Annotated in this window: 21 protein-coding genes and 1 pseudogene; 10 read left to right on the top strand and 12 right to left on the bottom strand. The window is 73.2% G+C overall.

Going from position 1 to position 25,300, the window contains the following annotated elements:
* Positions 1-51 precede the first annotated feature (51 nt).
* A pseudogene (locus QRN89_RS03955) lies at positions 52-153 on the top strand (SHOCT domain-containing protein); the annotation flags it as partial.
* A 91-nt stretch (positions 154-244) separates the two neighbouring features.
* On the opposite strand, the gene QRN89_RS03950 reads toward QRN89_RS03955, so the two are convergent.
* Both QRN89_RS03950 and QRN89_RS03945 read right to left on the bottom strand, forming a co-directional pair.
* A complete protein-coding gene (locus QRN89_RS03950) occupies positions 245-766 on the bottom strand; it encodes an ATP-binding protein (RefSeq protein WP_290347949.1) in 522 nt (173 codons plus the stop codon).
* A gap of 201 nt (positions 767-967) precedes the next feature.
* Positions 968-1,333 carry a hypothetical protein gene (locus QRN89_RS03945; RefSeq protein WP_290347948.1) on the bottom strand — a complete coding sequence of 122 codons (366 nt, stop codon included), beginning with the start codon at positions 1,331-1,333 and terminating at the stop codon, positions 968-970.
* A 182-nt stretch (positions 1,334-1,515) separates the two neighbouring features.
* On the opposite strand from QRN89_RS03945, the gene QRN89_RS03940 reads away from it, so the two are divergent.
* Positions 1,516-2,631: a PLP-dependent cysteine synthase family protein gene (locus QRN89_RS03940; protein ID WP_290347947.1), complete on the top strand. Its 1,116-nt coding sequence runs from the start codon at positions 1,516-1,518 to the stop codon at positions 2,629-2,631.
* 217 nt (positions 2,632-2,848) lie between these two features.
* On the opposite strand, the gene QRN89_RS03935 is transcribed toward QRN89_RS03940, so the two are convergent.
* The 3 genes from QRN89_RS03935 to QRN89_RS03925 all read right to left on the bottom strand — a co-directional run bounded on the left by QRN89_RS03935 (position 2,849) and on the right by QRN89_RS03925 (position 4,853).
* Positions 2,849-3,328 (bottom strand): SRPBCC family protein, encoded by a 480-nt coding sequence (locus QRN89_RS03935; RefSeq protein WP_290347946.1) that lies wholly within the window; start codon positions 3,326-3,328, stop codon positions 2,849-2,851.
* A 194-nt stretch (positions 3,329-3,522) separates the two neighbouring features.
* Complete coding sequence (locus tag QRN89_RS03930) at positions 3,523-3,975, bottom strand: SRPBCC family protein (protein ID WP_290347945.1); 453 nt, start codon at positions 3,973-3,975, stop codon at positions 3,523-3,525.
* A complete protein-coding gene (locus QRN89_RS03925) occupies positions 3,972-4,853 on the bottom strand; it encodes a DeoR/GlpR family DNA-binding transcription regulator (RefSeq protein WP_290347944.1) in 882 nt (293 codons plus the stop codon). Before QRN89_RS03925 ends, QRN89_RS03930 begins: the two co-directional genes overlap by 4 nt.
* Positions 4,854-5,078: 225 nt before the next feature.
* Here QRN89_RS03925 and QRN89_RS03920 point away from each other — a divergent pair, with 225 nt between their 5' ends.
* The gene (locus QRN89_RS03920; RefSeq protein WP_290347943.1) at positions 5,079-7,772 is read left to right on the top strand and encodes a hypothetical protein; all 2,694 of its coding nucleotides are present in this window, start codon (positions 5,079-5,081) and stop codon (positions 7,770-7,772) included.
* Here the strand turns inward: QRN89_RS03920 and QRN89_RS03915 are convergent.
* From QRN89_RS03915 to QRN89_RS03900, 4 genes are all read right to left on the bottom strand, one after another.
* Positions 7,742-10,159: a right-handed parallel beta-helix repeat-containing protein gene (locus QRN89_RS03915; RefSeq protein WP_290347942.1), complete on the bottom strand. Its 2,418-nt coding sequence runs from the start codon at positions 10,157-10,159 to the stop codon at positions 7,742-7,744. The genes QRN89_RS03920 and QRN89_RS03915 overlap by 31 nt on opposite strands.
* A gap of 90 nt (positions 10,160-10,249) precedes the next feature.
* Entirely contained in the window at positions 10,250-10,858 is a 609-nt protein-coding gene (locus QRN89_RS03910; protein ID WP_290347941.1) for an Rv1733c family protein, read from the bottom strand.
* A 163-nt stretch (positions 10,859-11,021) separates the two neighbouring features.
* Complete coding sequence (locus QRN89_RS03905; protein WP_290347940.1) at positions 11,022-11,846, bottom strand: MOSC domain-containing protein; 825 nt, start codon at positions 11,844-11,846, stop codon at positions 11,022-11,024.
* 56 nt (positions 11,847-11,902) lie between these two features.
* Positions 11,903-12,355, bottom strand: coding sequence for a DUF6643 family protein (locus tag QRN89_RS03900; protein WP_290347939.1), 453 nt, complete (start codon positions 12,353-12,355; stop codon positions 11,903-11,905).
* A gap of 239 nt (positions 12,356-12,594) precedes the next feature.
* Between QRN89_RS03900 and QRN89_RS03895 the strand changes: the two genes are divergently transcribed.
* On the top strand, positions 12,595-13,920 hold the full coding sequence (locus QRN89_RS03895) for a TerD family protein (RefSeq protein ID WP_290347938.1): 1,326 nt from the start codon (positions 12,595-12,597) through the stop codon (positions 13,918-13,920).
* A gap of 13 nt (positions 13,921-13,933) precedes the next feature.
* Here the strand turns inward: QRN89_RS03895 and QRN89_RS03890 are convergent, their stop codons facing one another.
* Positions 13,934-15,115 (bottom strand): glycosyltransferase, encoded by a 1,182-nt coding sequence (locus tag QRN89_RS03890; RefSeq protein WP_290347937.1) that lies wholly within the window; start codon positions 15,113-15,115, stop codon positions 13,934-13,936.
* A 58-nt stretch (positions 15,116-15,173) separates the two neighbouring features.
* Between QRN89_RS03890 and QRN89_RS03885 the strand changes: the two genes are divergently transcribed.
* The 6 genes from QRN89_RS03885 to QRN89_RS03860 all read left to right on the top strand — a co-directional run bounded on the left by QRN89_RS03885 (position 15,174) and on the right by QRN89_RS03860 (position 22,022).
* On the top strand, positions 15,174-15,977 hold the full coding sequence (locus QRN89_RS03885) for a glutamate racemase (protein WP_290347936.1): 804 nt from the start codon (positions 15,174-15,176) through the stop codon (positions 15,975-15,977).
* Positions 15,978-16,123: 146 nt separating this feature from the next.
* A complete protein-coding gene (locus QRN89_RS03880) occupies positions 16,124-16,687 on the top strand; it encodes a hypothetical protein (protein WP_290347935.1) in 564 nt (187 codons plus the stop codon).
* Positions 16,688-17,041: 354 nt separating this feature from the next.
* Entirely contained in the window at positions 17,042-18,646 is a 1,605-nt protein-coding gene (gene lnt, locus QRN89_RS03875) for an apolipoprotein N-acyltransferase (RefSeq protein WP_290347934.1), read from the top strand.
* A 9-nt stretch (positions 18,647-18,655) separates the two neighbouring features.
* A complete protein-coding gene (locus tag QRN89_RS03870) occupies positions 18,656-19,138 on the top strand; it encodes an NUDIX hydrolase (RefSeq protein WP_290347933.1) in 483 nt (160 codons plus the stop codon).
* 55 nt (positions 19,139-19,193) lie between these two features.
* The gene (locus QRN89_RS03865; protein WP_435833240.1) at positions 19,194-20,021 is read left to right on the top strand and encodes a 3-hydroxybutyrate dehydrogenase; all 828 of its coding nucleotides are present in this window, start codon (positions 19,194-19,196) and stop codon (positions 20,019-20,021) included.
* Between the two features lie 105 nt (positions 20,022-20,126).
* A complete protein-coding gene (locus tag QRN89_RS03860; RefSeq protein ID WP_290347932.1) occupies positions 20,127-22,022 on the top strand; it encodes a helix-turn-helix domain-containing protein in 1,896 nt (631 codons plus the stop codon).
* Between the two features lie 483 nt (positions 22,023-22,505).
* Here the strand turns inward: QRN89_RS03860 and QRN89_RS03855 are convergent, their stop codons facing one another.
* Together QRN89_RS03855 and QRN89_RS03850 are read right to left on the bottom strand one after the other, a co-directional pair.
* Positions 22,506-23,906 (bottom strand): MFS transporter, encoded by a 1,401-nt coding sequence (locus tag QRN89_RS03855; RefSeq protein ID WP_290347931.1) that lies wholly within the window; start codon positions 23,904-23,906, stop codon positions 22,506-22,508.
* 308 nt (positions 23,907-24,214) lie between these two features.
* On the bottom strand, positions 24,215-25,174 hold the full coding sequence (locus QRN89_RS03850) for a GHMP family kinase ATP-binding protein (protein ID WP_290347930.1): 960 nt from the start codon (positions 25,172-25,174) through the stop codon (positions 24,215-24,217).
* Positions 25,175-25,300: the final 126 nt, after the last annotated feature.

The raw sequence follows: 25,300 nt of genomic DNA, 5'->3' as shown, positions 1-25,300 counted from the left end.
AAACCGAGATCGCCGAGTGGCCGTCGATACACCACTCCAACGGACGTGACCCGGCGGTTCGCCGCCGGGGAGATCGACGAGGAGGAGTACTGGCGGCGGTTGTCGGTGCTGGACGAGCAGTTCGGACCGCCCGCGAAGGACGGGCCGGTCTGACGCCCGCACGCCGACCGGCCGCCCCGGAGTCCGGGACGGCCGGTCGGGCCGTTGGCCGATGAGATGTCGTCGCGGGTCGATGACGGTCGCGTCAGGTCGCCACGGCGGCTCGCACCGGGGTTCGCTCCCGCGGTTCGGCCTCGACGACGGGGAAGGGGGTGGTGGCCGCACCGAACACCGCGGTGACCGCGTACGGCGTGGGTGCCGCCGGTGCCGGGAGCGCCGTGGGGAGCGTGAACCAGACGACCTTTCCCGCATCGCCCTTGGGCAGCACCCCCCAGCTCTCGCTGACGGCCTCGATCAGCGCGAGTCCACGGCCGGTGGTCTCGAGCGGTCCCGCGGATCCGGGCAACGGTATCCGGGGGTCGTGGTCGTGCACCGAAACGGTGAGCCGGTCGAAGAGCAGCTCCATCTCCACGGTGCACAGCTTGTCGGGCTGTGCGTGCCGGTGGACGTTGGTCAGGAGCTCCGTCACGCCGAGAGCCGCCTGGTCGATCAAGCGATCGAGCTGCCAGTAGCGCAATTGCGCCGACACGATTCTGCGGACCTGACCGATCCGCGACGGAAGAGCCTGGAGCTCGACCGTGCAATGCCTGCTTGCCTCGCTGATCACGGCTGCGACTCCCCGAAATAGGTCCGGAAGAAGACGAAGGATCGGATCCAGCAGTGGGCTGCTGCCTGCTGTCTGTTGCCGGCGGGACTGGGTCACAGTGTCACCGCCGGTGAACCCTGAGTGATGAGTCAAGAGTGAACCCGGCGTGACTGCTGCGCAACTCCGCGCACACACGGCGCAGGTGGGGGACGGTCCGGCGGATCAGCCGGGGGAGCCCCCGGCCTTGCGGAGCACCTCCAGAAGGCGGCCCGTCAGTGCCCCGTCGTCGAGCCCCCGGCGGGCGCCGTTCAGTGTCAGGCGGTAGCGGGTGCCGTTGACCGTCGCGACCGCGCTGTCGCCGCTCCCCGCGAACCAGGGCCTGCCCACCCGGACCGCCTGCACGGGCGCGCTGTCGATGACCCGTCCGTAACTGGTCAGCAGGGCGAGTGTGCCGCCCTCGACCAGCACCTGACCGGCCGTCGTGAGCGAGCGGGGCCACCGCTCGATCCGCACGCCCGTGGCGCTGAACTCCGGTTCCGGCACGGTGTCCGGCTCCGGCATGGCCGCCGTGAACTCCGCCTCCGACATGGCCGCCCCCTTCACGCCCGCTCCTGCACCTCAGTCTGCACAGGCATCCGCACGGGCACCAGAGCGCGTCCCCGCCGCTTCCACAAGCAACCCCTATGGAACCCCAAAGTCAACGTTTGTGCAGGTGAGGGGCTTATTGTGGGCAGTGGGGAGCGTCGGTCTGAGAGTGAGGAGCGGGGCGCATGACCACCTACGAGGCGATGACCACCGTCGATGTGGACCGCAGCGATCCCGAATACCGGGCATGGCTCAAAGAGGCCGTACGGAAGGTCCAGGCCGACGCCAACCGCTCGGCGGACACGCATCTGCTGCGCTTCCCGCTGCCCGAGGCTTGGGGCATCGACCTCTACCTCAAGGACGAGTCCACCCATCCGACCGGCAGCCTCAAGCACCGGCTGGCGCGTTCGCTGTTCCTCTACGGGCTGTGCAACGGCTGGATCCGGCCGGGCAAGCCGGTCATCGAGGCCTCCAGCGGTTCGACCGCCGTCTCCGAGGCGTACTTCGCGAAACTCATCGGCGTTCCCTTCATCGCCGTGATGCCGCGCACCACCAGCGCGGAGAAGTGCCGTCTCATCGAATTCCACGGCGGTCGGTGTCACTTCGTGGACGACTCCCGGAAGATGTACGAGGAGTCCGCGACGCTCGCCGCCCGCACGGGCGGGCACTACATGGACCAGTTCACCTACGCCGAGCGGGCCACCGACTGGCGCGGCAACAACAACATCGCCGAATCGATCTACCAGCAGCTGAAGTTGGAGCGCTTCCCCGAGCCGGCGTGGATCGTGGCCACCGCCGGTACGGGCGGCACCTCGGCGACCATCGCCCGGTACGTCCACTACATGCAGTACGACACCAGGATCTGCGTCCCCGACCCCGAGAACTCCTGCTTCTTCGACGGCTGGACCCGGGGCGACGCGCTGGCCACGAGCGACTGCGGCTCCCGCATCGAGGGCATCGGGCGGCCCCGTATGGAGCCGAGCTTCGTGCCCGGGGCCGTCGACCGGATGATGAAGGTGCCCGACGCGGCGACCGTCGCGGCCGTACGGGCCCTGGAGAACGCCATCGGCCGCAAGGCGGGCGGCTCCACCGGAACGGGACTGTGGAGCGCGCTGAAGATCGTCGCCGAGATGGTGGAGGCGGGGGAGCAGGGGAGCGTCGTGACCCTGATCTGCGACCCGGGCGACCGCTACCTGGACAAGTACTACTCCGACGACTGGCTGGCGGGGCAGGGGCTCGACATCGCCCCGTACACCGGGGCCATCGAGGCGTTCCTGGACACGGGAGTCTGGCCCTGCTGACCTGCTGACCTGCTGACCTGCTGACCAGCCGAGCGGCTGAGCGGCCGGCCGGCGCGAGGGGCCGGGCCCTGCCGAACCGGGCCCGCCCGACGGGGGCCTGCCGAGCGGCGTCGGTCGACGGAGGGCGGGCCGGCCACCGGCCCGCGGAGGGCCGGCGCGCCACGCCGTAGACACCGCACCCACTGCCGACGCGCCACAGGGACCGGGCGGAAGGCGGCTACGCCGCCGTCGAGGTGAGCCGGCGGTCCAGATTGCGCACGGCGTCGCGGAAGGCGCGGCCCACTCCTGGTTGCGCGAGCCGCATCAGCAGGCGCAGCGGAGCGGTGCCGTCGACCGCCATCGTCCACCGCACCCGGGTCCCGGAGCCCGCGGGCATCAGCCGCCACTCCTCCAGCATCGCCCGTATGCCCGGGGCGTTGGTCTCGTCGATCCGGTACGCATAGCGTTCACCCGGCTCCGTGCTCATGATCGTCTCCCGGAAGCGCGTACCGCCGCGCAGCCGGACCTCCCGGCCGCCGCCGTTCCGGGTGGGCCGGGCGGACGTGATGGCCGTGAACCAGCCGGGCCAGCCCTCCACGTCCTCCGCGAGCGCGCGGTACACGGCGGCGGGATCGGCCCGTACCTCGGCCGTGAACACGAGCCGGACCGGTGCCGACTCGATGAAGTCCAGCTCCACGGGCCTGAGTCGATGAGCCATGAACCGTACCTCCGGGGCAGCAGGGCAGGGGCGGACGAGGGATGGGCGGACCGGGCGACCAGGAACCGGGGCGGGACGCCGGGGTCGGCCATGGCCGGCGGTCGGCCGGACAGGAGCGGGCGTGCGGTCGGACAGGAGCGGGCGCGGTCGGACGAGGGCCCGCACACGATAACTGGCAACCCGTCAGACGGACACTACGCCCGCGCCTCCGGACCCCGGCGCAGCAGGCCGTCCACCGCGCGGCCGAAGACCCGCCGGCCGGCCCGTGCCAGAACCGGTGCTGCCGCACCGGGCAGCCCGCGTACCCGCAGATCCTCCGTCCAGGTCACCACCGACCCGGCCGGGGAGTCCCGTACCTCGATCTCGGCCCAGCCCAGCACGATCCGGCCGCGCTTCTCCAGCCGGCAGCGCCCGGGACGCCCGGCCGCCGGCGGCTCCCAGCGCACGATCTCCATCGGGTCGTCGAAGTGGGCCGGGCCCACACCCGTGCGGGCGACGAAGAGCGTGCCCTCGCCGCTCGGGCCGTCCGTCACCACGGAGATTCGGGTCAGGGGCACCTGCGCGGCATGGGCCGGCCAGTCCGTGAGCCGACGCCATGCCTCCCCGGCGGGCAGCGGCGTCGTCCGCACCACCCGGAAGACGGTCATGGCGACGGCTCGTCGAGCTCGGTCGGCTCGTCGGGCTCCGACGGCTCGGCCGTTTCGGCGAGCTCTCCGGCGACCACGAGGTTCGGCAGGTGCTCGGCGATCTCCGCGCGCGCCCCGTCCGGCAGCCCCGAGTCCGTCACGAGCGTGTCCACCTCGTCCAGCCGGGCGAACGAACTCAGCCCGACCGTGCCCCACTTGGTGTGGTCAGCCACGACCACGACCCGGCGGGCCGAGCGCACCAGCCGCCGATTGGTCTCGGCCTCCGCCAGATTGGGCGTCGAGAGCCCCGCCTCCACGGAGATGCCGTGCACCCCCAGGAACAGCACGTCGAAGTGGAGGGAGCGGATCGCCTGGTCGGCGACCGGGCCCACGAGCGAGTCCGACGGAGTGCGTACCCCGCCCGTGAGGACCACCGTCGGGGCACCCGGACGCCGTCCCGACGCCCCACCCGACCGTTGCGCCGTGTGGAACACGTCGGCGACCCGCACCGAATTGGTCACCACCGTCAGATCGGCCACGTCGAGGAGGTGGTGCGCCAGCGCGAACGTCGTCGTACCGCCCGACAGGGCGACGGCGCTGCCCGGGGCGACCATCGCCGCCGCGGCACGGGCGATGTCCTCCTTGGCCGTCAGTTCCAGCGACGACTTGGCCTCGAAACCGGGCTCGTGCGTACTCGCCTCCGCGACCGGCACGGCGCCGCCGTGCACCTTCTCCAGGACGCCCTGCCGGGCGAGCGCGTCCAGGTCGCGGCGCACGGTCATGTCGGAAACGTTCAGCCGGCGGGTCAGTTCGTTGACCCGTACACCGCCGCGTCGCCGTACCTCGTCGAGGATCAGAGCACGACGCTGCTCCGCGAGGAGGTTCTGATTGTCGCTCACCGCCGTGGCCGGTCCTTCCGTTTCGTTGCCGGGTGCGCTGTCTGACGCGTTGTCGTCGTGTCGCCGCTGTTCACCGAGGATTCTCATCCTCCCACGGTGGCTTCGCCCCGGGGGCGGGGAGATTACGTGGAGGAGCATGCGGCGGCGCGCCGTGATCCGGGATTCTGGGCGCGCCGCAGATCCTTCCACCGCCGTGATCCCGTCGGCAGAGAGCGAGCCGCAGAAGTGTCCCCTGCCACACCGGACCCCGTGCCGCGGCGCGGCGGAGCCGCACTGGAGCTGCTGGTCCACGGCGTCGGCGGAGCCACTCCGCAGGACATGCTGGGTGACCCCCGTACGGTCCGGATCACCGGCGACGCGACCGCCGCCGTGTACCGGCGCACCGACGACGCCGACGCCGAGCACCGCCCGGGCCGCGAGCCCGACCGCGACCGGGACCGGGACGAACCGATCCCCGAGGCGTACTGCTGGTCCAACCTCACCTCGGGCAACGGGGCCCGGGCGCTGTGGCTGCTCCTCCTGCCGTTCATGGTCGTCAACCTGGCCCACTGGATGCGGCCCGCGACCACGGGCAGGCCGCGGACCTTACGGCTCTACGGAACGCTCGTGCGGCTCATCGCCCTCAGCCTGACGGTGCTCCTCACCGCGGCCGCCTGCGAGGTCGCCCTCGACCTGACGGCCTGGCAGTGCGCGGGGTCGGCCCGCTGCTCCGGGGACAGCTCCTGGATCGGCTTCCTCTCCGCCGCGAACGACGGCTGGTGGTCGCAGCCCGGTCGCCGGCTCTCCCTGGCCGCCCTGCTGCCGGCCGCACTGGTGGGGCTGCTCTGGTACCTGTCCAACCGCACCTGGAGTGCGTACGAGGCCCAGCGCCCGCCGAACGTCACCACCCTGCCCACGCCGGCCGGGAGCACCGCTCCCGCGCGGATCGAGGACTCCGAGGCCCCGGCCCCCGGCGGACCCCCCCTCGTCGCCGGGCCGGTCGTCTCCGGGCCCGGTCACGGTCCCACCGGCGCGTACGACGGCGGTCCCGCCGCTTCCGGGCACAGCGGCACGCCCGCCGGTCCCGAGGGCACCGGCACCCCCGCCGGTTCCGCGTCCGGCGACAGCCCTGCCGGCCCCGCGCACCACGGAAGTCCCGTCGCGCCCGCTGACGACGACGACCGCGTCGGCCCGGCCTCCGATGACAGCCCCGCCGGCCCCGCGTCCGGCGACGGCCCCGTCCCCACCGGCAGCACCGTCCGGCCCGCGCTCGGGCGGCCCGGGTTCTGGTACGGCCGCCGGCTGGTCGCCCGGCTCCGCGCGGCGCACACCGCCGCCGGGTTCCTGGCCATCGCGGCCGCCGTGACGGGCGCCGCCGCGCGCCACGACCGGAGCGCCGACGTGCGCGCACTGGAGATCATCGGCTGGGTCCTCGAGGCGGTACTGGTGCTCGCCGGGGTCTTCGCCGTCGCCGTCGTCCTCCGGCGCGGACGCAGTGAGAAGGTCCTCGACAACCGCATCGACCGCGCCGTCGTCAGATGGCTGCCGTGTGCCTCCCTCGCCCTGCTCGCCGTCGCGACGGTGTACGCGTCCTGGTCCCGTCCCGGCTGGGCCTCCCAGGGCACGCTCCCCGGCGATGTCGCCTTCCGGGTGATCACCCTCGCCCAGGGGGCGCTCGTCGTCGTGCTCGCCGTCGCCGCGCATCTGCTGCACCGCCGTGCCCGGCACGGCCGTACGGTCATGCGGGGCCTGGGCGGTCCCGCGGTCGCCCTTCTCGCCTGCGCCCTCGGGGGAGTGATGACCGGCGGTCTCGCCCAGCGGGTCGCCGACTGGCTCGACGGGTCGGGCACCCCCGGGGAGGGGGAAGGCGCGATTCCGGGTCCGCCGGTGCTGCTCAGCTGGCAGGCGTCCGTCATCCCCGTACTGCTGCTCCTGCTCCTGGTGCCGCTGTGCGTCCTCGGCGTACGGACCTGGCGGACCGCGCGGGCCCTCGGGGACCGTGTCGAGCAGGACTATCCGGACGAGCAGCCCGACGAGGTGCGCACCCGCCGGATCGCGGGCACCCGCGCCCGGGCGGGTCTCACCGACGCCGCGCCCGCCGTCCTCGGCATCGTGTGCATCGCGACACTGCTGCTCGGTGCGGGTGCGGTCGCGGGGGCGTGGCTGAGCGCTGAGGTACCGGGCGAAGCCTTCGACCGGGCCCATCCGGTCGTCGAGGCGGCGGCCGACGTCGCGCAGGCCCTCGGCTCCTGGCTGATCGGACTGGGCTTCATCCTCTTCGTCACCTGGGGCCGGCGCGCCTACCGGGACGCCTCCGCCCGCCGCACCATCGGCATCCTGTGGGACGTCGGCACGTTCTGGCCACGTGCCGCCCACCCGTTCGCACCGCCCTGCTACGCCGAACGGGCCGTTCCCGACCTCACCTGGCGCATGGCGTCCTGGACGTCGACCACCGGCGGACGGCTCGTGATCTCCGGCCACTCGCAGGGCAGTGTGCTGGCCGCCGCCGCGGTCTGGCAGCTCCCCTCGGCCACCCGCCGTCGCGTCGCCCTGCTCACCTACGGCTCACCGCTGGAGCGGCTGTACGGGCGCTGGTTCCCCGCCTACTTCGGTGCCGCGCAGCTGCGCGGTCTGCACCGGGAGCTGCACTGCTGGCGGAATCTGTGGCGGCACACCGACCCGATCGGAGGGCCGGTCCGGCTCCCCGCCGAGGACGGCAAGCCCGCGGTCGACCGGGAAGCACTCAGGGACCCCGTGGTGTACGGGCGCACGGACACCCACCCCCTGCCGGAGCCCGTCCTCGGACACTCCGACTACCAGGCCGACCCGGCGTTCGCCGGGGAGCGCCGGGTACTGCTGGAACGTCTGCCGCCCGCGCTGCCCCGTCAGCGCGACGAGACCGCCCCGGTTCACGGCAGTTCGGGCAGGTCCTCCGGGTAGAGCAGCGACAGGTCGTCCGTGCTCGGCTCGGAGAGTTCGGCGACCCGGCCCGCGTGCCGCTCGACCATCGACTCGAAGGTCTGGCGCGCGGTCCGGCCGTTGCCGAACGCCGGGCCCTTCGGCAGTGCCGTGAAGTACTTCTGCAACGCCTCGGCCGTGCCCTCGGCCAGCCGGTACTCGTGCTCCTCGGCCTGTTGCTCCACGATGCGAAGCAGCTCGTCGGGCACGTAGTCGCTGAAGGTGATGGTCCGTGAGAAACGGGACGCCACACCGGGGTTGACCGACAGGAACCGCTCCATCTCGGCGGTGTACCCGGCGACGATCACGACCACGGCGTCCCGGTGGTCCTCCATCAGCTTGACCAGCGTGTCGATGGCCTCACGCCCGAAGTCGCGCCCGGAGTCCTCCGGGGAGAGGGCGTACGCCTCGTCGATGAACAGCACGCCGCCGCGGGCCCGTTCGAAGGCCTCCTGGGTACGGATCGCGGTGGATCCGATGTGCTCGCCGACCAGGTCGACGCGGGACACCTCCACGAGATGGCCGCGCTCCAGCACGCCGAGGGACGCCAGGATCTCGCCGTACAGCCGTGCCACCGTCGTCTTGCCGGTGCCGGGGGAGCCGGTGAACACCAGATGGCGGCGGACCGAGGCGGCCTTCAGCCCCGCCTCCTGCCGGCGCCGGCCCACCTCGATCATGTTCGTGAGCGTCCGGACCTCGCGCTTGACGCTCTCCAGGCCCACCAGCGCGTCCAGTTCACCGAGGACCGCGTCGGACGTCCTGGCCGCGGCCGCCGCAGCGGGTGCCGGGACGGCGGCGGGTTCCGGTTCGGCCGTCCGCTGGCCGGGGATCATGGACAGCAGCCCGGGGGGCTGGGTGGCGGTGGCCACGGCCGGGGTCGTCAGGGGCGGCGTCGAGCGGACACCGCTCTCGTCGCTGGTGCAGTCCTCCACGGTCGTGCCGTCCTCGGGGTACTCGTAACCGCCGCGTGCGCACCGCTCCGTGCGGCAGCGGGTCAGCGTCGTGCGGCAGCCGTCCATCACATGGAAGCCGTAGCCTCCGCTGCCCGAGACGCGGCAGCCGAGGAAGGTGCCCCGGCCCTCGGCGGAGACGTAGAACCCGGCCTCGGCCGGGTTGGTCACCGTGCACCGCTCGATCGACGGGTCCGCGCCCTTGGTGACGATGACCCCCGTCTGGGCGCCGTCGATGGTGCAGTTGGCGAGCGTGCCGCCGCTGCCGTGGTCACGGAACCAGGCGCCCGTGGAAGCCTCCCGGATGCGGCAGTCGTCGAGCTGGGCCGTGGCCCCGTCGCTGACGGACACGGCCGTGTTCCGCACCTGGGTCAGATCGCTGTCGACCACGTCGGCGCGGGAGCCGCGGTCCAGGACGAACAGGGCGTCCGGAACGTCGTGCACCCGGCAGGAGTCGAGCACCGCGGTCGCCCCGTCGCTGACCCAGACCGCGGGGTAGTCGCCCGTGCTGTCGTGGATCTCGCACTGGTTGGCGTCCACCCGGGTCCCCGGGTCCCACACCGAAAGGCCGTTGCGGCCGAACCGCCGCACCGTGGAGCGGGTGAGCGTGAGCACCGAACGCGACCGGAGGTCCACCGCGTTCTCCGGCACGTCGTGGATGTCGCAGTCGGCGAGGGTGAGCACCGCGTCGGTGTCGAGCGTGATGCCGTCGGAGGAGGTGCGGTGCACACGGGAGTCCGTCAGCTGGGCCGTCGCCCGCGAGGTGACCTGCATGCCCGCGCCCTTGATCTCGTACACCTCGCAGCCGAGCGCCTCGAGCGAGCTGCCCTCGCCGGTGACGCTCAGCCCGGTGCCGGAGGCGTGGTGCACCCGGCAGCGCTCCAGTCGGGGGTGCCCGCCGCCGCGGACCGACACCCCGGCCTGTCCGGCGGCGACGACCTCGCACTCCTCGAACACCCCGCCCGCGCCGTCCAGTACGCCGATTCCGACACCGGCCGGGTTGTCCACCGTGCACCGCCGGACCGTCGGCCGGGCCGCCCCGCGGACCTCGATGCCCGCCGCCGAGCGCGTCACGATCCGCAGATCCGTCAGTTCCGGGGCGCCGTCCTCGACGAGCAGCGCCGGCGCGGTGGCGTCCTGCCCCTCGACGTGCAGGTCCTGTACGGTCGCCGACGCGCGGACCGTGAGCGGCACCCCGTCGGAGGGGGCGATCCGCACCGAGCCGGCCGAGCCGTCCGCCCCGCGCAGGGTCACGGCACGGCGGAGTACGAGATTCTCCCGGTACGTGCCGGGGGAGACGGTGAGGATGTCGCCGTCGGCCGCCGCCTCCAGGGCCGCGGCGAGGGAGGCGTACTCACCCGTGCGGCGCCGCCACCGCGACGTGCCGGTGTGCGTCACCTGGACCGTGCCCTGTGCCATGGTGCTGCTCTGCCCCCACCTCGTGCGTTGGTCGCGCCCGTGCCGCGCGTCGCACCACCGTAGCGTGCGTGGGAACCGGGGGTTGACCGGTCAGCTTCCCGCACCCGTGCGGCCCCAGTCGGGACCGGCTTTCGCCCACTCGCGGTCGAGTTCCTCGTACCGCCGCTGCATCAGACCCCGTACGACCAGCCGCCGGACGGCCTCGACCAGTCCCGCCGCCGCGGTGGCGGCACCGAGGCCCGCCAGCACGGAGTGGGCACGCGCGGTGCCGGGGTCCATAGGGCGGGCCACCGGGTCGCCCCGCGCGTCCGTCCAGATCCGGAAGGTGTCCCCGGGCCGGGCCGTGCGGACCGCCGCGGCCACCGTGCCGCTGCGCCGGGTGCCGTCCGGTGCCCTCCACTCGGCGACCACCGGCCTGCGGATGCGCTGGTCCACCGCCGAGTCGGGATCGGCGGTGGTGTGCCCCGGCGCCGGCGCGGCACGCAGCACCCGGGCGACCGCCGGACGGCGCTCCGCCGCCTGCTCCCGAACCGACTCGCGCAGCGCCTCCTCGGCCATCCCGCCCAGCCCCCAGCCGGCCGTGGGCACGGCGAGGACGAGCAGCAGGACGGCGGCGCACGCCACCCACGCCTCGACGAGATCGGTCGTGCGGCGCAGAGGATTGTGCCGCCAGCGCCAGAGACCCGAGACCGCTCGCACCGTTCCGCACCCCCTTCCGCGTCAGTCGTAACCTCCTGGGGCACGGCTCGCGCGCGTCCTGGGCGAAGAGAGAGCAATCACACGTCGTCGCTCTCCCAACGAGCGTGCCTCTGCGGCGGGTTCCCCCGGAAGAGGCGGTTGATGCGGGTTCGGCCCGGGCGGCTCAGGCGAGGACGCGCACCGGGTCGCCGACGCGGAGGGTGCCGGTGTGCTCGGGCACCAGGTTCTGGCCGAAGACCAGCCGGTCCCCGAAGCGGCGGTGCCGGGCGAGGGTGCGCAGCGGTTCCTTGCCGCGCTCCGCGGTGGTCTGGTCGGTGGTCGTGACGACGCAACGGCCGCAGGGCTTGGCCACCCGGAAGGACACGCCGCCGACCGCGACGCGCCTCCAGCCGTCCTCGGCCCAGGGGGCCGTGCCGTCCACGACGAGGTTGGGCCGGAAGCGGTTCATGGGCAGCGGGCCCTCGTCCGCGTGGTCGCCCTGGGCGATCAGCGAGTTGAGCGCGTCGAGCGAGGCGACGGAGGTGACCAGCAGCGGGAAACCGTCGGCGAACGACACGGTCTCGCCCGGCAGCGCGTACTCCGGGTCGATGGGGCGGCGGTACGCGGGGTCGTCGAGGTGCATCAGCCGGACCGGCGCGCCCAGGTACGCGCTGAACCACTGGTCGGAGGCGGCACCCGCGGGCACCGCCTCCACCTTCTCCCCGAAGAGCTCCACGGCGGCGGTGCCGGACGGCTCGGGCACCGCCACGGCCAGTGGTGCCGAGCCGGGCGCGGTCAGCCGGACGCCGCCGTCGGCGAGGGGCGCCGCCGCGGCCAACGCCAGGCGCGGCTGCTGGCGTTGGGTGACGGCACGGCCCGCCGCGTCGACCAGCATCCACCGACGGTCGCCCGCGAGACCCCAGGGCTCCACGGCGGCCTCGGCCGGCGTGTGCCCGGCGACGGACTTGACCGGGTGGATGTGGAGGGAACGGAGCACGGGAGTGGCCATACGGCCATCCTGCCAGGTGGCCCGCACCTTCCGCCGGTCACGCCGTCAGGGCGCTGTCAGTAGCCACCGCCCTGGTACGGCCGGTTGTACGGGTCGTCGTACGGCGCGGGCGTGGGCATCGGCCGGGGTGCCGCCGCCGGCCGCATCGCCTCGTACCCGCCCGCCATCGGACGGGCCATGGGCTGCTGCTGGCCGCCCGGGTAGCCGCGCGGGCCGGTGGGCTGCTGGGGGATGTACGGGGCCGCCGCCTGCTGCAGCGGGACCGGTTGCGGCATGGGCTGGGGGTAGCCGTAGGCAGGGCCGGGCTGGGAGGGGCCCGCCGGGAGGGCGGGGAGGGCCGCGGGCAGCGCCGGCAGGTAGCTGTTGCCGGTGTCGTACGCGGAGGGCACTCGGATCGGCGCGATCTGAGGCGTGCCCCGCTCAGCGACCAGGGAGTCGTAGATCGGGGTGTCGGGGAACGACGGCGCGGAGTAGTAACCGCCACCGTAGGTGGAGCGGGGGGAGGTCATGGCACATAAGTTAAGCCCACGATGTGCTGGTTGGGGAGCCCGATAAGAGGGTTGTTTGACGAGTTACCTGTGATCGGTATTCCCCAATCAGAGCGAACCTGGCAAAAACGGTCGCCCCGCGGCGTCTGGGTCGTGTAAAGGGCAAGCTGAGAAGGGGTTACCCACGGGTCGCGGGGGGTGCTCGGGCGGCACCGCGGCTACTTTGTCCGCACACACTTCTCCGGGCACGAGGAACCGCGATGGGGGCGAGGATGTCCATGCTCAAAGGAGCCAATGTTCCGGTGGCCGCGCTGAGCGTTCAGGTCGAATTGGGCTGGAGTTCGGGAACCGGGGTCCCGGACGTGGACGCGTCGGCACTGCTGCTCGACTCCGGATCGGGAAAGGTCCGCTCCGACGCGGACTTCGTCTTCTACAACCAGCCGACGCACGCCTCGGGCGCGGTCCGCCACGAGGGCAAGCACGTCGCCGGCGGCGCCACGACCGACCGGCTGACGGTCGACCTGGGGCGCGTCGAGCCCGCCGTCGAGCGCATCGTGCTCGCCGCCTCCGCCGACGGAGGAAGCTTCGGACAGGTGCCGGGACTGTACGTGCGGGTCCTGGACGCCGCGGCGGGCACCGAGATCGCGCGCTACGAGAGCGAGGACGCGACGGTCGAGACGGCCTTCATCCTCGGCGAGCTCTACCGGCGGCAGGGCGCCTGGAAGTTCCGTGCGGTGGGGCAGGGGTACGACAGCGGACTGGAGGGCCTCGCCACCGACTTCGGCATCTCGGTCGACGAACCCCGGCAGGCGGCGCCCCCCGCCCCGCCCGCGGCACCGCGGACACCGACCCCCGTGGTGCCTCCCCCGTCCGTCGCACCGGCGCACACCCCGGCGCCCGTCGCCGCGCCGGCGCCCGTGCCGGCGCCCGCGCCGCCCACCGTGCCCGTGCGCCTCACCAAGGTCACCCTGACCAAGGAGTCGCCGACCGTCTCGCTGAGCAAGCAGGGCGGTACGTCCGGCGCCCTGCGGGTCAACCTCAACTGGGAGGTGCGCAAGCAGTTCAAGGGCTGGGGGGCCAAGCTCGGCCGGGCCGTGGCCATGCACGCGGACCTCGACCTCGACCTGTGCGCCCTCTTCGAACTCGCCGACGGCCGCAAGGGAGTCGTCCAGGCCCTCGGGAACGCGTTCGGCTCCCTCCACCAGCCCCCGTACATCCACCTCGACGGCGACGACCGCACCGGCGCGGTGACCACCGGCGAGAACCTCACCGTCAACCTCGACCACCGGGACAAGCTCCGCCGCGTGGTCATCTTCGTCACCATCTACGAGGGCGCCCGCAGCTTCGCCGATCTGCACGCCACCGTCACCCTCCAGCCGCAGCACGGCGCCCCCGTCGAGTTCTCCCTGGACGAGTGCACCGTCCCGTCCACCGTCTGCGCCCTCGCCCTGATCACCAACCAGGGCGGGGACCTCGTCGTCCAGCGCGAGGCCCGCTACCTGGTGCCGGAACGCGGAGTGAGCCCCCAGCGCACCGTCGATCACGCCTACGGGTGGGGGATGAACTGGACGCCCGGCAGGAAATGACCTCCGCCGGACGTCAACGGTCGGGTGCGGCCTCGGGACGGGAGTACGTACGACCCTTCCAGGCCGCGCCCCGGCCCCGGTGGTGCTGCACGGCCGAGTCCACCGTCATCAGCAGGTAGAGCAGGGCCGTGAACGGCAGCAGCGGGGCGAGCCACAGGGTCTGCCGGTAGTAGCGGAGCATCGGGACGTACGTCGCGGTCATCACCGCCCACGCCAGGAGCCCCGCCCAGCCGGCCACGGCGGATCCGTGAACTCCAGGGACCGTGGCGGCGCAGACCGCGACGGGCGGTGCGAGATAGAGGACCGCGAGACCCAGGACCGTCCCCATCAGAAGCAGCGGACTGTGCCGGAGCTGGGCGTAGGCACTCCGGGACACCATCCGCCACAGATCCGCGAGCCGCGGATAGGGGCGGATGCTGTCCACCCGCTCGGCCAGCCCCAGCCAGACCCGTCCGCCGGCCCGGCGCACCGCCCGCGCCACCGCGACGTCGTCGATCACCGCCTGCCGCACGGACTCCGGGATCCCGGCGCGCACCGCCGCCTCCGTCCGCAGCAGCACGCACCCGCCCGCCGCCGCCGTGGCCCGGGCCGGCTCCCGGTTGATCCAGCGGAACGGGTAGAGCTGGGCGAAGAAGTAGACGAAGGCGGGCACGACCAGGCGCTCCCAGCCCGTCGCCACCCGCAGCCGCGCCATCTGCGACACCAGGTCCAGGCCGTTGCTCCTCGCCGCCGCGACCAGCTCGCTCAGGCTGTCCGGCTCGTGTGCGATGTCCGCGTCGGTGAGCAGCAGGTACTCGGGCCGGAGGGTGCGCGCCAGGGCGATGCCGTGCCGCAGCGCCCACAGCTTGCCGGTCCACCCCGGCTCCGGCTCGCCCGGCGAGGTCACCGTCAGCGGCAGCCCGTCGCACTGCTCGCCCAGCTTGCGGGCCAGTTCGCCCGTGCCGTCCGTACTGCCGTCGTCGACCAGCACCACCGCGGCCCTGCCCGGGTAGGTCTGCCGCAGCAGTGACGGCAGACTCTCCGGCAGTACGTCGGCCTCGTCCCGGGCCGGGACGACGATCACCACCGACGGCCAGTCCGCCGGCGCCGTCCGCCGCGGCAGCCGCTGGTCCGTCCGCCAGAAGAAGCCCTGCCCGAGGAGCAGCCACAACCACGCGGTCAGGGAAGTCAGGGCGATCCACGCAAGGGGGCTCATTCGCCGCAGTGTGCACCACATCGCGGGGACCGCAAGGGGGGTCGGCTAGGGTGACCGGGTGAAGATCGCGCTCATGGACTCCGGAATCGGCCTCCTCGCGGCGGCCGCCGCGGTGCGCCGGCTGCGGCCCGACGCGGATCTCGTCCTCTCCTCCGACCCCGACGGCATGCCCTGGGGCCCGCGCACTCCCGACGACGTCACCGAGCGCGCCCTCACCGTCGCCGCGGCAGCGGCCGCCCACCGCCCCGACGCGCTGATCGTCGCCTGCAACACCGCTTCCGTCCACGCCCTGCCCGCGCTGCGCGCCGCACTGGAGCCCGGCCTCCCGGTCGTCGGCACGGTACCGGCGATCAAGCCCGCGGCCGCCGGCGGCGGCCGCGTCGCCATCTGGGCCACCCCGGCCACCACCGGCAGCCCCTACCAGCGCAGGCTCATAGCGGACTTCGCCGACGGAGCCCAGGTCACCGAGGTGCCGTGCCCGGGCCTCGCCGACGCCGTGCAAGGGGCGGACGCGGGGGCCGTGGCCCGCGCCGTGGCCGCCGCGGCCGCACTCACCCCTTCGGACGTACGCGCCGTGGTCCTCGGCTGCACCCACTACGAGCTCGTCGCCGAACAGATTCGCGCCGCCGTCGCGGAGGGCCGCGCGGAAGGACTCCCGCCGGTCGTCCTGCACGGCTCCGCCGGGGCCGTCGCCGCCCAGGCGCTGCGGCGCCTCGGTGCACGTCCCGCGCCGTCGGCCGCACCCGACGGCGGGCTGACGGTACTGCTCAGCGGCCGTGAGTCGGAGCTTCCCGCGGCGGCCCGCGCGTACGCCGAGGGCAAGCTGCTCGAAGCGGTGAAACGGGTCACGCCCGCACACTGAGCGGCGGCGCGGCCGCGGAGCCGGTTCGTCCGCGATGACCTGGGCAGAAGCGCATCAGCAGAGCCTCGGGGGAGCCGTTCCCGCGGCCCCGACAACATCCGCACGAGGCAGTGCTCCCGAACCGGAAGGTGAGTACTGTGCGAGGCATGACGGACCACCCCCGTGACAAGGGGCAGGCCGGAGAGCCACTGCCCGCCCTCTGGACCGGTCGCGCGACCAACCGCCTCCAGTGGGTACTGGCCGCTGCCGGTGCGGCCTGCATGGCCCTCGGAATCGAACTCGCCGTCGACGCGCCGTGGACGTCCGGCATCGTCCCGCTCCTGATGTCGGTCATCGGCTGCGTCGCGGCCGGGCTGCTGATGCTCTTCGGGACCCTCGCCTTCGTCCACGTGGCGGTGAAGGTCGACGAGGACGCGATGGAAGTGCGCTGCGGCCACATGGGACTGCCACGACGCAGGATCCCGCTCGCCCAGGTCGTCGGCGCCGAATTCGTCCCCAAGGTCACGCCCTGCCACTGGGGCGGCTGGGGCTGCCGCTGGCGCCCGGAGCAGGGCACCGCCGTCATCGTCCGCCGGGGCGAGGGCATCGCGCTCACCCTCGGCGACGGCCGCACCTTCACGGTCACGGTGGACGACGCCGAGACGGCGGTGCGGGTGATCCGCGACCACCTCCGTCCGGGAGCGTCCACGGGGACGACGAGCGCCGTCTGACGGACGGCGGAGCCCGGTCGCCCCACCCGCGCGCGAGTGCTCGACCCGCGGGCTGGGCGAGCGCTCTCGTTCCGTTCCTGGTTCCGTTCTTCCATCCGGGCCGAGCCCTGCCCCGCCGGGGTGGGACCCCCTGCCCGCCCGGTGCCGAGGTCGGGTTCCAGCCCGGGGTCGGGCTCCTTCCCGCGGCCGGGCGGACCGGGCCGGACGGAGGAGAGCAGGCCGGACGGAGGTGAGCGGGCCGTGCGTGCGGGCCCTTTCCGTGTGCGGGGTGGGCACGGGCGGGGGGCTTCGCCGAGGCCGGGCGGATCGGGCCGTGCGGACGGGAGCGGGCCGCTCCGCCGTAGACTCCGGCACGTGAGCGCCACCATCACTCCCGCCGGTACCCGGCCGCCCGTACCCGCCCCCTCCGACCGGGCCGGCCGGCTGCTGCGGCGGTTCGCCAGGCCGGCCGCCGCCGCGCTGTCCGGGGTCATGCTGTTCCTGTCCTTCCCGCCGCGACCGCTGTGGTGGCTGGCGCTCCCCGCTTTCGCGCTGCTCGGCCGGACCCTGTACGGGCGGCGGCCGCGGGCCGCGTTCGGGCTCGGCTACCTCGCCGGCCTCGGCTTCCTGCTGCCGCTGCTCGTCTGGACGGGAGAGGAGGTCGGCGCCGTCCCGTGGCTGGCCCTGGCCGCCGTCGAGGCGCTGTTCGTCGCCGCGGCCGGCGTCGGCATCGCCGCCGTGTCCCGGCTGCCGTTGTGGCCCGTGTGGGCAGCCGCCGTATGGGTCCTCGGCGAGGGCGTGCGCGCGCGCGTCCCGTTCGGCGGATTCCCGTGGGGCAAGATCGCCTTCGGGCAGGCGGACGGTGTCTTCCTGCCGCTCGCAGCCGTGGGCGGCACCCCTGTGCTGGGCTTCGCGGTCGCGCTCTGCGGCTTCGGACTCTACGAGACGGCCCGTCGCGTCCGTGACCACCGCAGGACCGGCCGGCTCCCGCGAGGGCCGCTCGCCGCCGCGGCGCTCACCGTCCTGGTGCCCGTCACCGCGGCCCTCGCCGCGCTGCCCCTCGTCGACGACTCCGCCGAGGAGGGCACGGCGACCGTCGCGGCCATCCAGGGCAATGTGCCGAGGCTCGGCCTCGACTTCAACGCACAGCGGCGCGCCGTCCTCGACAACCACGCCAACCGCACCGAGCAGCTCGCCCGCGACGTGGCCGCGGGCAAGGTGCCGAAGCCGGACTTCGTGCTCTGGCCGGAGAACTCCTCGGACCTCGACCCCTACCGCAACAGCGACGCACGGCTCGTCATCGACCGGGCCGTCGGCGCCATCGGGGCACCGACCGTGATCGGGGCCGTCCTCACCCCCGACACCGGGCCGCTGCGCAACACCCTGATCACCTGGGACCCCGACAAGGGGCCCGTGGCCACCTACGACAAGCGCCACGTCCAGCCGTTCGGCGAGTACATCCCGATGCGGCCGTTCGTGCGCCTCTTCAGTTCCGACGTGGACCGGGTGCGCCGCGACTTCGGCCCCGGCGACAAGGTGGGCGTCTTCGACCTGGCCGGAACCAAGGTCGGCCTCGCCACCTGCTACGAGGCGGCCTTCGACTGGGCGGTGCGGGACACCGTCACCCACGGTGGCCGGCTGATCTCCGTACCCAGCAACAACGCGACCTTCGGCCGCAGCGAGATGACCTACCAGCAGCTGGCGATGTCCCGGGTGCGTGCGGTCGAGCACAGCAGGGCCGTCGTCGTGCCCGTCACCAGCGGTGTCAGCGCGATCATCCGCCCCGACGGGACGATCGTCCAGCAGTCCCGGATGTTCACCCCGGACGCCCTGGTCGCCGAGGTGCCGCTGCGCTCCTCCCTGACCCCCGCGACCCGCCTGGGCACCCTGCCCGAGGGCGTCCTCGCGGCCCTCGCGCTCGGAGCCCTCGGCTGGGTGGCCCGCGCCCGTGCGAAGGAGCGCCGGGCCGTAGCCCGTTAGGGTCGGTTCATGGGCATCCCCGATTTCATCCGCGACATCCGGACCACCGCCGGTCACCAGCTGCTCTTCCTGCCGGGGGTCAGCGCCGTGGTCCTCGACGACGACGGACGGGTGCTCCTGGGAAGACGCGCCGACACAGGCAAGTGGTCGATCATCGGCGGCATCCCCGAACCGGGTGAGCAGCCGGCGACGGCAGCGGTGCGGGAGGTGTACGAGGAGACCGCCGTGCGCTGCGTCCCCGAGCGCGTCGTGCTCGTGCAGACGCTCGCGCAGCCGGTGACCTACCCCAACGGCGACCAGTGCCAGTTCATGGACGTGTGCCTGCGCTGCCGGGCGGTCGGCGGTGAGGCACGCGTCAACGACGAGGAGTCGCTGGAGGTGGGGTGGTTCCCCGTCGACGCGCTGCCCGAACTCCAGGAGTTCGCGCTGTTCCGGATCAAGCAGGCGCTCACCGACGGACCGACGTGGTTCGACGCCACGGTGACTGAGTGAACTATGGGCGCTGACCACATCGGTCGGTGTCTTCGCTGTCCCTAGGGTGCGGAACATGACCATGAACCCGGGTCCCGCCCCCCACGCCGTTCCCTCCACCGGACAGCCGTCCGTCTCCCTCGACCTCGGCGGCCGTACCGCCCTGGTCACCGGGGCCGCGGGCGGGATCGGGCGCGCCTGCGCCCTGCGGCTCGCGGCGGCCGGAGCCAAGGTCAGGGCCGTCGACCGGGACGCGGAAGGGCTGGACGCGCTCGTCGCGCAGGCCCAGGACCACGGTCTCGCGGGCGTCGTGGAACCCCTCGTCCTGGACCTCACCGACCTCGGCGCCGCGGAGGACGCGGCGGCGGGCACCGACGTGCTCGTGAACAACGCGGGCCTGCAGCTCGTCCGTCCCATCGAGGAGTTCCCGCCGGACGTCTTCCACACCGTGCTCACCGTGATGCTCGAGGCCCCGTTCCGGCTGATCAGAGGAGCGCTCCCGCACATGTACGCCCAGGGGTGGGGACGCGTCGTCAACCTCTCCTCCGTGCACGGGCTCCGGGCCTCGGCTTTCAAGTCCGCCTATGTGGCCGCCAAACATGGGCTGGAGGGACTGTCCAAGACCGCGGCCCTGGAAGGTGCGGGCCACGGAGTCACCTCCAACTGTGTGAACCCCGGCTATGTGCGCACCCCCCTCGTCGAGAAGCAGATCGCGGACCAGGCCGCCGCCCACGGGATCCCGGAGGAGCGGGTGCTCACCGAGGTCCTGCTGAAGGACTCGGCCCTGAAGCGGCTCGTCGAACCGGAGGAGGTCGCGGAGGCGGTCGCGTACCTCTGCACCCCGCAGGCGTCCTTCGTCACCGGTGCCTCGCTCGTCCTGGACGGCGGCTGGACCGCGCACTGAAACCGGCCTGGGCACCCCGAGGCAGCGGGTGACGGAGTTGTCCACACGGGCCCCGTCGTCCACAGGGCTGGCGGGACCCCCGGCACGGCAGGTATCCCTGTGACCATGTCCCACGATCAGGCCTCCTACCTGGAGCTCCTCGCACGCGGCGCGCCCGCCGAGGCGTACGACCGGCCCGCACTGCTCGCCCGTGCGGGCGGCGCCGGTCCCGAGACGCTCTCGGCCCTGGAGCACGCCAAGCAGCTCGCCCTGCGTGTGCGCGCCGAACTCGAAGGCAGACGCCGCCGAGAGGCGGAGCTGTCCGCGCTCTTCGAGACCGCGCACGACCTGGCCGGGCTGCGGGACCTCGACGCGGTGCTGCGCGCCATCGTGCAGCGCGCCCGGTCCCTCCTCGGCACGGAGGTCGCCTATCTCAGCCTCAACGACCCGGCGGCCGGGGACACCTACATGCGGGTCACCGAGGGCTCGGTCTCGGCACGTTTCCAGCAGCTCCGGCTCGGCATGGGGGAGGGGCTCGGCGGACTCGTCGCCCAGACCGCCCGGCCGTACGTGACCGACAGCTACTTCGACGACGAGCGCTTCCAGCACACCCGCGCCATCGACTCGGGCGTCCGCGACGAGGGGCTCGTCGCGATCCTCGGCGTCCCGCTGATGCTGGGCAGCCAGGTCATCGGTGTGCTCTTCGCCGCCGACCGGCGCGCCCGCGTCTTCGAGCGGGAGCAGGTCGCGCTCCTCGGCTCCTTCGCCGCCCACGCCGCGGTCGCCATCGACACCGCGAACCTGCTGGCCGAGACGCGGAGCGCGCTGGCGGAGCTGGAGCGGGCCAACGCGATCATCCGCGACCACAGCGCCGTGATCGAGCGGGCCTCCGAGGTCCACGACCGGCTCACCGAACTGGTCCTGCACGGCGGCGGGGTCCACGACGTTGCCGGAGCCGTGTCCGAAGTGCTCGACGGGACAGTGGAGTTCGCCGAACCGGACGCGCCCTCCCTGACCGGCGTCGAGCTCACCGGCGCCGACGGCCACGCCGTGCGGCACGCGGAGGACTGGGTCGTCGCCGTCTCCGCGGGCGGGGAACTCCTCGGAGCGCTCGTGCTGCGGGGCCACCCCGCCCTGGATCCCGTCGACCGGCGCACCCTCGAGCGGGCCGCGATGGTGACCTCCCTGCTGTTGCTCGCCCGCCGCTCCGCCGGTGAAGCCGAGCAACGGGTGCGCGGGGAACTGCTGGACGACCTGCTGGACGCACCGGGACGCGACCCCCGCCTGCTGCGCGAGCGCGCCGCGCGTCTCCGGGCCGATCTGGACGCCCCGCACGTCGTGCTGGCCGCCCGGATCGACGCCCCGCCGGGCACGGGCGGCAGCGACCGCGCCACCGCCGACCGCCAGCGCCTGTGGTCCGCGGCCTCGCATCTGGCGGCCACCCGCCACGGGCTGGCGGCGACCCGTGACGGCGGCACGGTCCTCCTGCTGCCGCTGGGACCCGGTGACAGCGCGCCCGAGCTGGCCCGCCAGACCGCCAAGCACCTCGGCTCCACCCTCCGCGAGCCCGTCACCGTCGGCGCCTCGGCACCGGTCGAGGCGCCCGCCGGCGCACCCGGCTCGGTGCCGGCGGCCTACGCCGAGGCCCGGCGCTGCGTGGAGGCCCTGCGGCTGCTGGGCCGCTCCGGGGAAGGAGCCGCGGCACCGGACCTGGGGTTCCTCGGCCTCCTGCTCGCCGACACCGGGGACATCGAGGGCTTCGTCCACCGCACGATCGGCACGGTCGCCGACTACGACGAGCGCCGGGGCACCGACCTGGTGCGCACCCTCGACGCCTACTTCGCCAGCGGGATGAGCCCGGCCCGCACCAAGGACGAGCTGCACGTGCATGTGAACACGGTGGCCCAGCGGCTGGAACGCATAGGCAGACTCCTCGGCGAGGACTGGCAGTCGCCGGCCCGCGCCCTGGAGATCCAGCTGGCGCTGCGGCTGCACGCGATATCGGGGGCAGTGGCGCGCTGACGGGCGCATCCGCGGGCCGGGGCGCACCGAGCGAGCCCAGGCCCGTGCTCGGGGGCGGGCGGCTGCCCGTGCCACCGGGCGGTACGTGGTCGCCCGGCCCACCGGACGGACGCCGTTCCCGCACGGCCCGGCGCCCGGACGACTCCGCGCCGTACCGCACCGTGCTGAACCGCACCGCACGGCCCGGCGCCCGGACGACTCCGCGCCGTACCGCACCCTGCTGAACCGCACCGCACGGCCCGGCGCCCTGACGACTCCGCGCCGTACCGCACCGTGCTGAACCGCCCCGCACCGCACCGTGTTGAACCGCACCACACTGCACGGGGCAGGCCCGTCACCGCATCGCATCGGCACCGCACCGGGACCGCACCGCCTCGGTCAGATCACGGGCGTCGGGTGCCGCGTCCGCCCGGCAGCCTTCCACGCGAAGGGCCGTGTGGACCGTTGCCACGGTCCACACGGCCCTGCCGCTGCGGAGAGGGATCAGGCGGACGCAGGAGCGTCCGCGGCGCTCGATTCCCGGGCGCCCGGGACGGCGTCGGCGCCCTGGCCGCCCGCCTCGACCGAGGCCAGGTCGCGGTCGCGGGTCTCCCGGGCGCACGCCACGGCCACGACCGTGAGCAGCGCGGCGGCGATGACGTACAGCGAGATCGGCGTGGAGCTGCCGTAGTCGGCGAGCAGCGCGGTGGCGATCAGCGGCGCGGGCGCACCGGCGGCCACCGAGGAGAACTGGGCACCGATGGAAGCCCCCGAGTACCGCACGCGCGTCGCGAACATCTCCGAGAAGAAGGCCGCCTGCGGTGCGTACATCGCGCCGTGCAGTACGAGGCCGACGGTCACGGCGAGCAGCAGACTGCCGAACGACTTGGAGTCGATGAGCGCGAAGAAGGGGAACATCCACGCGCCCACGCCGACCGCACCGATCAGATACACGGGACGCCGTCCGATCCGGTCCGACAGCGCACCCCAGAGCGGGATCACCGCGAAGTGCACGGCCGACGCGATGAGTACGGCGTTCAGCGCGGTCTGCTTGCTCAGCCCCGTCGAGGTGGTCGCGTAGACGAGGATGAAGGCGGTGATCACGTAGTAGCTGATGTTCTCCGCCATCCGGGCGCCCATGGCGATCAGGACGTCCCGCCAGTGGTGCCGCAGCACCGCGACGAGGGGCATCTTCTCCACCTGGTCGGTCGCGGCCTTGCGCTGCTCGGCCTGCGCCAGCGCGGCCTTGAACACCGGCGACTCGTCGACGGAGAGGCGGATCCAGAGGCCGACGATGACCAGCACACCGGACAGCAGGAACGGTATGCGCCAGCCCCATGACGTGAAGGCGCTCTCCGACAGGAGGGCGGTCAGCGCCGACAGCACACCGGTGGCGAGCAACTGCCCGGCCGGCGCCCCGGTCTGCGGCCAGGAGGCCCAGAAGCCGCGCCGGCGCGCGTCTCCGTGCTCCGACACGAGCAGGACGGCGCCGCCCCACTCACCACCGAGGGCGAATCCCTGGACCAGCCGCAGGACCGTGAGCAGCACGGGGGCGGCGCTCCCGATGGTGGCGTGCGTCGGCAGCAGACCGATCGCGAACGTCGCGCCGCCCATCAGCAGGAGACTCAGCACCAGCAGCTTCTTGCGCCCCAGTCGGTCCCCGTAGTGCCCGAACACCAGCGCCCCGAGCGGCCGCGCGGCGAACCCGACCGCGTACGTCAGGAACGACAGCAGGGTTCCCACGAGCGGATCGGACTCGGGGAAGAACAGCTTGTTGAAGACCAGCGCCGCGGCTGATCCGTAGAGGAAGAAGTCGTACCACTCGATGGTCGTGCCGATGAGGCTCGCCGCGACGATGCGGCGCAGGTTCGAGGGCTCGGGTGGAGCGGTTGCCGAGGCGGCCATGAACACCACTTCCAGGCGTTGGCGGGGACGTTTTCGTGTCGGCACAACGTAGAAAGCGGCACGTCACCGTCACATGTGGTGGGACACCATAGTTCTGTCCTCAGCTGTGCGCGAGACCACCATGAGCACGACGAATGGCATGTGCACGATCTTGCATCGGATGTCGTCTGCTCGCGGTCGTGTCACTGTCGGAGCCCGCCCGTGCCCACCCTCTTCGGTGGCGGCAGTGGCGGCAGTGGCGGCAGTGGCGGTTCCGGAAACGGCAGCAGGCGCCGACGGTGCCGTGGAAGCGGGCCGGACGCCGGGGGTCACACCCGTACGCGCAGGCCCGGATCCGTTCGCAGGGTGTTCGGGAAGCTGAGCGTGCGGTAGACCGCCACGCCTCCCGTCAGTTCCGTGCACGCCTGTGCCGCCGCGGTGGCGCGGTGCGGGCATGCGGGGTCCGTGGCGTCCAGCAGCACTCCCAGGGTCGTGCCGCTGTGGCCGACGGCGATGCCCAGCCCGCCGACCTCGCGGCAGATCTCCCGCATGCGGTCCAAGGACCATTTGTGCCGGAGGGGTTGGTTCATCAGCGCGCTGCGCGTCGCGATCCTGCCCACCTCCGTGAGGTCGCGGGACCGTATGGCGTCGGCGAGCCGGTCCAGCAGGCGCGCGTACTCGTGCCGGTCGGCCACGGTGAACGGCTTGGGGATGCGGTTGAAGTCGACCGTGTCGACCGCCCCGCCCTCGTCGACGCCGACCACGGTCATGGCCGGCAGGGAACCCAGGACCGCGCGCAGGCGAACGCTGCGATGGTGGAAGGCGACGATGCCCGGGTAGAGCACGCCGTCCGTGGGTTCGATACGCGCCAGCAGGCGCTCGATCCGGGAGGCGGGCATCGCGAGGCCGAGCGCCTGCCCCACCGCCCGCGCGGTCGCGACCAGGTCGGCCGAGGAACTGGCCAGCCCCTTGCCTTCCGGGATGACGCTGTTGAGGGTCAGCACCCCACCGGTCGGCTGCGGCGCCTCGCCGACGATCATGCGTGCCAGCCGGAGCGCCTTCTGCTTCCGGTGCGGCCGGACCATCAGCTCGTCCATGCCGGGGTCCGGCCGGAAGGCCGCCCTCGTCCACCTGGCGACGGGCAGGGTGACGAGGAAGTCCCCGTTCTCCTCCGGCAGTACGCCCTGGAGCAGTTCACCGAAGGTCCCGAAGGCGGTACCCACCCCCGTTCCCGCCGGTGCCCCCGCCGGCAGCCCGCGTCGAGGCGCGGCCTTCTGGGACGACTTCACGGAACTCCTCCTGCCGAGCCATCAGATGAAACTGATAATCATTTCTATATGAGCGGGGCTCGGGAAGGCAAGCCGGAAGGGGGTCGATGACGGCTGGTCAGTCGAAGTTGACAATCATTTTCATTT

The sequence above is a fragment of the Streptomyces sp. HUAS CB01 genome (genome assembly GCF_030406905.1).
Lineage (GTDB): Bacteria > Actinomycetota > Actinomycetes > Streptomycetales > Streptomycetaceae > Streptomyces > Streptomyces chengbuensis.
Note: the sequence above shows the minus strand (reverse complement) of the source record. Positions and strands in the feature narration are given on the sequence as shown.